Origin of the sequence: Nocardiopsis chromatogenes YIM 90109, from assembly GCF_000341185.1 — a bacterium.
Lineage (GTDB): Bacteria > Actinomycetota > Actinomycetes > Streptosporangiales > Streptosporangiaceae > Nocardiopsis_A > Nocardiopsis_A chromatogenes.
Genome location: NZ_ANBH01000033.1, coordinates 1 through 2,435, shown reverse-complemented (window position 1 = coordinate 2,435; position 2,435 = coordinate 1). Strand labels below are relative to the sequence as shown.

Here is a 2,435-nt window from a genome sequence, read left to right as displayed (position 1 = left end):
GGGGGGGGGGGGGGGGGGGGGGGGGCGCCCGCCGCGAGTGCGGCCGCGCCTGCGGATCGGGGGCGGGGGCTCATGCGCACCTCTCGTCGTCGTGTGGGGCGGTGGAGAAGTGTGCCGACCCTAACCGACCGCCCGGTGGCCCACGGGTGGCCGCCCGGCGACGCCCGGGCGTGGGCCCGGGCCCGCGCCCCCGCGCCCCGGCCCCGTCACAGCCGGAAGACCCCGAAGCCGAACCCGTCCACCTCGATCCCCGTCCGGGTGCACTCGGCCCCCTCGGCGATCAGCGGGCGCGCCGACCCGTACCCGGGCAGCGCCAGGCGGGCGGGCTCCCGGCGGGGGTTGACCGCCACCAGGTAGCGCCCGTCCCGCTCGTACACCAGCGGGTACCCGTCGTAGGCCACTTCGGCGGTGCCGCCGGTGCCCAGGCCCGGGTGCTCCTTGCGGAGCGCGATCAGCCGCCGCACCAGGTTGAGCAGGGAGCCCTCGTCGGCCCACTGGGAGGCGGCGTCGGGCCGGTCCGGGTCGGGATCGAGGGGAAGGTAGAGGCGGTCCTCGGGGGCGGTGGAGAAACCCGCGCCGGGGGTGCGGTCCCACTGCATGGGGGTGCGCGACCCGGCCCGGTTGCGGTCCGGCCCGGTGGAGCTGCCCTCGGTGTCGGGCAGTCCGGGCACGTAGCGCATGCCGATCTCGTCGCCGTAGTAGATCGCCGGGAGCGCCGGCCAGGTCAGCACGAACGCGAAGGCGGCGCGGAGCTGCTCGGGGGTGCGCGGCCCGCAGGCGAGCCGGGAGAAGTCGTGGTTGGAGGTGGGCAGCGCGATGTGCCCGGTGTCCCCGACGGCGGCCGCGGCGGCGCGCCAGGCGTTGAGGAAGGTGCGGGCCGAGCCGCCGCCCCCGGCGTCGAAGTAGCAGGTGGACTCGGCGACGTTCCACGGCCCCAGGTCGGTCCCGGAGCGGTTGTCCCACAGGGAGCGCAGGGCGCCGCCTCGGGTGGGGCCGCCGAAGTGGAGCAGGAAGTCGGCGTGGAACCCGGCGGGGACCGAGGTCGCCGGGTCGCCCCACTCGGCGACCAGTACCGCCTCAGGGTGCTCGGCCTCCAGGCGGGCGCGCAGCTCCGTCCAGACCTCGGCGGTGCGCCGGTGCCCGGGGTCGTCCTTGACCAGCGAGTGCGCCATGTCCACCCGGAATCCGGAGACGCCCCTGCCGAGCCAGTGGTCCATGATCTCCAGCAGGGCGCGGCGGTTGGCGCGTGGGCCGGGGGCGTCGAGGGGGCTGCGCCAGGGCTGGTCGGGGTGGGGGCGGGCGTAGCCGAAGTTGAGCGCGGGCTGGTGGGAGAAGAAGTTGGGCAGGTAGTGGCCGGGCCGGGGGCCGGGCGAGGGGACGAAGCCGCGCACGGGCTCCTCGGACCAGATGTACCGGTCGTCGGCGGGGTCGCGGGCGGCCTGCTTGAACCAGGGGTGCTGGTCGGAGGTGTGCCCGGCGACCAGGTCGAGCAGGACGCGGATGCCGCGCCGCCGCGCCTGTTCGACGAGGTGGGCGAGGTCGTCGTCGGTGCCGTAGCGGGGGGCGAGGGAGAGGTAGTCGGAGACGTCGTACCCGGCGTCGTGGAAGGGGGAGGCGAAGATCGGGTTGAGCCAGACGGCGTCGACGCCGAGGCGCTCCAGGTGGTCGAGGCGGTCGGCGATGCCGCGCAGGTCGCCGATGCCGTCGCCGTCGGAGTCGGCGAAGCTCTGGGGGTAGAGCTGGTAGAGGACGGCCTGGTCGAGCCAGGCGGGGCGGGGGCGGCGCAGGGTGCGGTCGGCCATGGGCGGTGCGGTCCTCCGTGGGCGGGACGCGGGCGCAGGGGTGCGGGCTTGCTCCCCGATCAAGCCGATGCCCGCGCATGGGCCCGGTAACCCCGGTGGCGGCCGGTTCCGGCCACAGCGGGGCGTCGACCGGCCACCCGGGGTGGTGCGCGCCGCCGCCGGGAGGCCGGACCGTGCCCTCTGGAGGGGTGAGTCCCGTACGCCCGGGTCGGCACGTTCGTTACGGCCCAGAGGCGGTTCCCCGCCCCTGCCGGGGCCCGACCGGCGCCTCCGCCTGTCGGCCGGACGGCCGGGGCCGAGGGCCCCGCCGACGGAGACCACGGCCGCCTGGACCGCGCCGCTCCCCCGGCTGACGGCTGCCCGGTGGGCGAGGACCCGCCCGTGTCTGAGCGGGCCTCCTCGGCGCCGCCGGTGGCGTCGGCGCGGTCAGCGCTCCTCGGGGAGCTCTTTCCCGGCTTCGGTGAGGGCCGATTCGATGAGGCCCTTCGCGGCGGCGACGGCCTCCGCTGTGTCGCCGTCGGGGAAGAGCCCGGCCACCGTCCCGTCGATCTCGCGGAGGCCGGTGGCCGCCAGCAGGGTCTTCTCGTTGGTCACCCATCGGCCCCGTGCGGCGGCGACGGCGTGCGCCGCCTG

The 2,435-nt window shown here is 76.8% G+C and carries 1 protein-coding gene and 1 pseudogene; both read right to left on the bottom strand.

Annotated elements, in window-relative coordinates; all coding sequences use genetic code 11:
* Window positions 1-206: 206 nt before the first annotated feature.
* Window positions 207-1,802: an alpha-amylase family glycosyl hydrolase gene (locus tag D476_RS0102915; protein WP_017622489.1), complete on the bottom strand. Its 1,596-nt coding sequence runs from the start codon at window positions 1,800-1,802 to the stop codon at window positions 207-209.
* A 426-nt stretch (window positions 1,803-2,228) separates the two neighbouring features.
* A pseudogene (locus tag D476_RS38155) lies at window positions 2,229-2,435 on the bottom strand (nucleotidyltransferase domain-containing protein); the annotation flags it as partial.

What these genes read in the sequence shown, in the direction of transcription:
- D476_RS0102915 (WP_017622489.1), bottom strand. Translation starts at nt 1,802, where the DNA reads ATGGCCGACCGCACCCTGCGCCGCCCCCGCCCCGCCTGGCTCGACCAG.